6 protein-coding genes and 1 pseudogene are annotated in these 5,506 nt (G+C 40.3%); 4 read left to right on the top strand and 3 right to left on the bottom strand.

What is annotated here, in order from left to right:
- Positions 1-427: 427 nt before the first annotated feature.
- A complete protein-coding gene (locus tag DWY55_RS22145; protein WP_165859536.1) occupies positions 428-568 on the top strand; it encodes a hypothetical protein in 141 nt (46 codons plus the stop codon).
- Between the two features lie 318 nt (positions 569-886).
- On the opposite strand, the gene DWY55_RS21540 is transcribed toward DWY55_RS22145, so the two are convergent.
- The 3 genes from DWY55_RS21540 to DWY55_RS22140 all read right to left on the bottom strand — a co-directional run bounded on the left by DWY55_RS21540 (position 887) and on the right by DWY55_RS22140 (position 2,743).
- Positions 887-2,119, bottom strand: coding sequence for an anaerobic sulfatase-maturation protein (locus DWY55_RS21540; protein WP_120178390.1), 1,233 nt, complete (start codon positions 2,117-2,119; stop codon positions 887-889).
- A 250-nt stretch (positions 2,120-2,369) separates the two neighbouring features.
- Positions 2,370-2,594, bottom strand: coding sequence for a hypothetical protein (locus tag DWY55_RS21885; protein WP_133303499.1), 225 nt, complete (start codon positions 2,592-2,594; stop codon positions 2,370-2,372).
- Positions 2,595-2,602: 8 nt separating this feature from the next.
- Complete coding sequence (locus DWY55_RS22140; RefSeq protein WP_165859535.1) at positions 2,603-2,743, bottom strand: hypothetical protein; 141 nt, start codon at positions 2,741-2,743, stop codon at positions 2,603-2,605.
- Positions 2,744-2,984: 241 nt separating this feature from the next.
- Between DWY55_RS22140 and DWY55_RS21535 the strand changes: the two are divergent.
- From DWY55_RS21535 to DWY55_RS21525, 3 genes and pseudogenes are all read left to right on the top strand, one after another.
- A pseudogene (locus DWY55_RS21535) lies at positions 2,985-3,890 on the top strand (IS982 family transposase).
- A gap of 101 nt (positions 3,891-3,991) precedes the next feature.
- Positions 3,992-4,315 (top strand): hypothetical protein, encoded by a 324-nt coding sequence (locus DWY55_RS21530; RefSeq protein WP_117721023.1) that lies wholly within the window; start codon positions 3,992-3,994, stop codon positions 4,313-4,315.
- Positions 4,316-4,335: 20 nt separating this feature from the next.
- Positions 4,336-5,184: a 5' nucleotidase, NT5C type gene (locus DWY55_RS21525; RefSeq protein WP_120178388.1), complete on the top strand. Its 849-nt coding sequence runs from the start codon at positions 4,336-4,338 to the stop codon at positions 5,182-5,184.
- Positions 5,185-5,506: the final 322 nt, after the last annotated feature.

The following is a 5,506-nucleotide window of genomic DNA, read 5'->3' as shown; positions in this document are numbered from 1 at the left end:
AAACGAACGAAACCAATGCTGTTGAAACGCCTGCAGCTTCAGCAATATCCTTCAGCGATGTTTTTTTTAACGGCAACATCTTTTTATAGATAGCTTTATTTTTGAATTTGTAATATCAGTTATTTATCACAGCACAAATATAAATATTATATTCCAATCATGCAAGCTTTTTAGCTAATTCGTTATAATTATTTATATGTATTGGGAGAATAGCGCCCGGGACCAGTGTCAACCCGAAATCGCACATTCTGTTAAAGATCTGCCAACAAGTATGTTACGTATTATAAGGCACAATGATTCAAATTTCCTTTCATGGTCTGAACCGGTAGCCGAACCGGCGGTTCCACTATAGGAAATATCAGCGGACGCAGAACATCCAATCGGCCATTGCCTTATCGCTTAAGCACACGACAAGACATCGGTCCTGATGGCAGCCAGTTCCAAAAATCCCATCAACCGTGATTGTTTCAAGTCATATACCCAAGACAAGATTGATCCGGCTCCAGCAATGCACTTGTTGGGGCAACTTGGCACTACAAGTATTGGCATGCGGCAAGCCGGTACTTGAAATTACCGCATTACAGTACTGAAGATGCAGGCTCTCCCGGATATTCCGTGATGCCGTCACTCGAACCGCCAAAATGTCCCCCCAATGCTATCCTGACTTGAAGACGTATCTCAAAATAAGACAAACCATTTTTAAGGCGGAATCAGTCCTGCTTGTCTTTTACAATACAAGCAGGACACTCTTATGCACATAACTGGAATGCAGGATGGAATGACAGGGCAAACAAGCCGCAATAATTAAAGCGGCAATGGAGTTTCATCTTTGCAGACCGGAACAAGAAGACAGTCAGAAAAACGGGTACAACCTTCTTGTCACTTTCTAAAGCTCGCCCTTGCGAATGGCTTCCATTATATTTGCAGGCGCTCGCCCTTGCATCAATTCCCGCTTCATATAATCCATGTAAGGAGCCACATGGTCAAAGAACTGATAATAACCTTTGCAAAGATAATTCAATCCAGGTTCTCCAGATGCCGTTTTGCAAAAACGGTTCTTGGGGCATTCCCCGTTACAGGCAAACAGATAGCGGCATTCCCTGCATTGGGCCGGCAAAGAACTTTGTTTGGATTGCCCGAATGATCTCTGACGTTCACTGTACATCATTTCCACCAGAGTCTTAGAATAAATATTGCCCAACTTGTATTGTGGAAAAACAAAATGGTCACACGAATACACATCCCCGTTGAACTCCATCACTCCGGCATGCCCGCAAGTCTTTGCCATTGTGCAAACCCCGGGTTGCCCGCCCACCCAATTGGCGAGGGTGGAATCAAACAGCTGGATATAGCATCTGCCTACATCGTTCTTGACCCATTCATCGAAAATTGTGCATAAAAAATTGCCCCATTGCCCAGGGGTCACCGAAAAATCCGCCAGCCTTTCACAGCCCCCTTCATCCAATGCCGCCAGATGGCGGCCATCCGTATGCTGATAAATGCGTTCCACAATCGGAGTGAACTGGATGTAGCGGCAACCGATCTCCTTGAAGAAGTGGTAAATGTCCATTGGATAACCGGCATTGAAATCATTGACAACAGCCAATGCGTTCCATTCGACCTGATGTTTGTCCAGCAGGTGGATGCCTCGCATGACTTTTACAAAAGAAGGCCTGCCTTGCTTGTTCTTACGGTATTCATCATGGAATTCTTGTGGACCGTCAATGGAAACTCCCACCAGCCAGTGGTTGTCATGGAAGAATTTACACCATTCATCGGTCAGCAAGGTTCCGTTGGTCTGTATACAATTGTCTATAGTACGGCCTTTGGCGTATTTTTGTTGCAACTCCATCGCTTTCTGATAGAAAGAGAGAGGACGCATCAGAGTTTCTCCACCGTGCCAGGTGAAAAGTATCTGTGGCATGGTTTGGGAATTGATATACTCCTCTATGAACTTTTCAAGAAGCTCTTCGCCCATCACATACTTTGGGCTGTTCTCATAAAGACTCATCTTTTCCAAATAGTAGCAATAATCACATGCCAGATTGCATACGGCTCCTACCGGCTTTAACATTACATAGAGTGGAGAGGCAAAGGGGGCATAAGCTACAGTTTTCATAATTACAGAATTTAATCATTATTTACAGGAATCAAAATAGGTCCAATGGATTATAAGACATCAAACGTAATATACCATTTATCCATTAACTGGATTAATGTAAATGCAAAGGTATATTATTATTTAAAATATTGCCACATCCTCCCCATATAAAAAACTTGCATGTCCCATTCTAAAAATGAGAAATATCACTACTGTCCGTCAAGGGACAGGCATGGCCGCCAAAACATTTGAACTAACCCATACCGCTTCAGGTCACATCGACAGATGCTGTCCATGCCAAATCCGGCTCTTTCATATATGTAGCAATATCCTGTTGTTCCGATAGATGTTCTTTAAATTGCCGTTGACGATGTTGTCCCGAAGATGAAACGCCATACTCGTCACACGACGTTTTTTGCCCCGTCGTTTGTACTTTCCCCCATCCCTTTCCCTCTATCCGACCCGAACTCCCTGCATGTTTCTTGCCAGGCATCCTCTATCCTACTTGCCCCAGAGTCCCATTCCTCTTCCGGCACGCATCCGGAAAATTGCGCCGGTCCATACACAATAATATCCGGAATGCGTAGCAGTAGGGAAAGGGACACGTATCATGAAGGCAGCGGTACCCATTATGCACTTCATCGGGTTTGAATCTCCAGAGGGATAACGATACCGCTACATTAATCGACAACCATCACATTTGTCATTCCCGGGAGCGTCCTGCTCCCCGGCATTATTTTTATACGTTATTAACAATCTGAATAACATCATACTTTAACGTGAGTTCGAAATAAGAATAAATATATATTTCTGATAATTAGAAACATAGCGATAAAAGTGTTAAATTTATAGTGCTGAATATAACATTTAAACGATTACCGCTATGTTTCCAGAGTCTAAAGTTGCAGAGATTTATTGTATGGCCGATGATTTTTGCAAGGAATTTAGATTGCAACAGGAAAAATATATGATTGAGTATAAGAAGACCAGGCATCGTAACAAGCCCAACCGTATGAGTGATGCTGAGATTATGGTTATTCTAATCCTGTTTCACTCCGGTGGTTTCCGCTATTTCAAGCATTACTATAAGGAATATGTCTGTAAACATCTGAAACACCTTTTTCCGCGTCAGGTTTCCTATAACCGTTTTGTGGAACTGGAGAAGGAAGTATTGCTTCCCATGACCATCTTCATCAAAAAAGTACTGTTGGGAACCTGTACCGGTATCAGTTTTGTTGACTCCACTCCTTTACGTGTTTGTCGTAACCAAAGAATCCTTATTCATAAGACATTTGAGGAACTTGCCGAACGTGGAAAAAGTTCAATGGGATGGTTCTTCGGATTCAAGCTGCATCTGATAGTCAATGACAAGGGTGAGATTCTCAATTTCATGTTCACGCCTGAAAACGTGGATGACCGGGAACCGTTGAAGCAAGGTAAGTTTCTGGAGAACAGCAAAGGAAAACTATGCGCAGACAAAGGATATATTGGTTAGGCTCTGTTTGAGAACCTTTTCCTTAATGGTATACAGCTTGTCACTAAAGTTAAAAATAATATGAAGAATTCACTGATGAGTATTGCCGACAAGATTCTGCTAAGAAAAAGGGCTTTGATTGAAACGGTCAATGACGAACTGAAGAACATTGCGCAGATAGAACACTCCAGACATCGTTCATTCAATAACTTTATAGCCAATTCCTTGTCGGCTATCGCGGCATACTGCTTTTTTGAGAAGCAACCAGCTATTGATGTAAAATTCATCAATAGCAAGCAACTCGCTATTTTCTAATTTTATTTCACGTTAATTTAGCTAAAAAATCGGCAAGCCTAACTTTTTTGGTTATCTTTGTGTCAGGTGTAGTTCAAACTTTAACAATATCGTAAACTGAAATGGACACAGGTTCTATAAATGCAGATAGAGTAAAAGTTGCTGTATATAATCGAATTAAATTTGAACTTCCAATAATTATTTGGGAAGCAATTGATACAGCTTTCAGTAATTACTGGAATGATGTTATAGGTTTTGGTAATTATGTAAATTTTGAAGAAACTGTAAATTATATAGACCATCAATTAAAAAAAAAGAAGATTATGTTTTCGTATGGTAAGTTGGAACATATTGTCAACATTATATATGACTATATTGAAATGACAGGTGGCTTTTTGGATGAAGACACATTTTCCATTCCACGTGCACCACTAACCGATGAATAATTTATAACGACTAAAATAATATGTTGAACAAGGCTTTAGATATTGCTTACAAGGCTCATTGGGGGCAGACAGACAAAGCTGGCGCTCCTTACAAACTTCACCTTACAAGGGTGGCATTACATTGCCAAACAGAAGATGAAAAGATTGTGGCATTGTTACACGATGTGGTAGAAGATACCTCTATGACATTGGAAGAATTAAAAGCACAAGGGTTTAGTGACGAAGTGTTGGCTGCTTTAAAGTGTCTGACCCAAATAGAAGATGAGGACTACCAAACATTCATCCAACGTGTAGCAACCAATCCACTTGCCGTAAAAGTCAAAATACAAGATTTGAAAGACAATATGGATTTGTCCCGTTTGGATGGTAAGCCACATTGGAAAATGGAAACATATAAAAAAGCATTGGATTACCTCGAACGGTGCTCAAATAAGAAAGTACTATATGTAGACATGGATAATGTGTTGGTAAACTTCCAATCTGGCATAAACGCCTTAAGTGAGAAGCTAAAAAAACAATACGCGGGGTGCTATGATAGAGTCCCTAATATATTTTCCAAAATGCAACCCAATGAAGGAGCAATAGATGCTATAAATTGTTTAAAGAACAAATATGACATTTACATATTATCAACAGCTCCATGGGACAACCCAAGTGCATGGTCTGATAAATTGGAATGGGTAAAACGTTATTTGGGTGAAGTATGCCATAAGCGTTTAATCTTGTCGCATCATAAAAACTTGAATGCAGGTGATTACTTAATAGATGATAGGAAGAAGAATGGTGCTGCTAATTTTAAAGGCAAGCTTATATTATTCGGTTCTGAACAGTTTCCAAATTGGAAGTCTGTAGCAAAGTATTTATTGTGATAAAAATAAGAGCCTTAAGATAGCCAAACATTCCTCATACATTTTCGTTCTATCTATCCAAGCCTTCCGGATAATGGTGTTAATCTGTAGAGTCAGGTTCCGGTTGTAATTCTCTTACTGGTAGTGTTCACTGTATTCCGGAAGGCTTTTTATTATTTTGTAGAGTGAAAAAGACAGCCTGCCTCAAGTATATAGATTATGAAACACTATCTTCACAGACAATAAGGTTCTTCAGGCTGTCTTTGATATATCTTGTAGGCTTAAATTAGGGACTGTCGTAAAAAGAATAAAACTTTATAACGAATTGATTGCCAATGCAATA

Source organism: Bacteroides sp. AF25-38AC, from assembly GCF_003602995.1.
GTDB lineage: Bacteria > Bacteroidota > Bacteroidia > Bacteroidales > Bacteroidaceae > Bacteroides > Bacteroides uniformis.
This window is presented reverse-complemented; position numbering and strand designations above follow the sequence as displayed.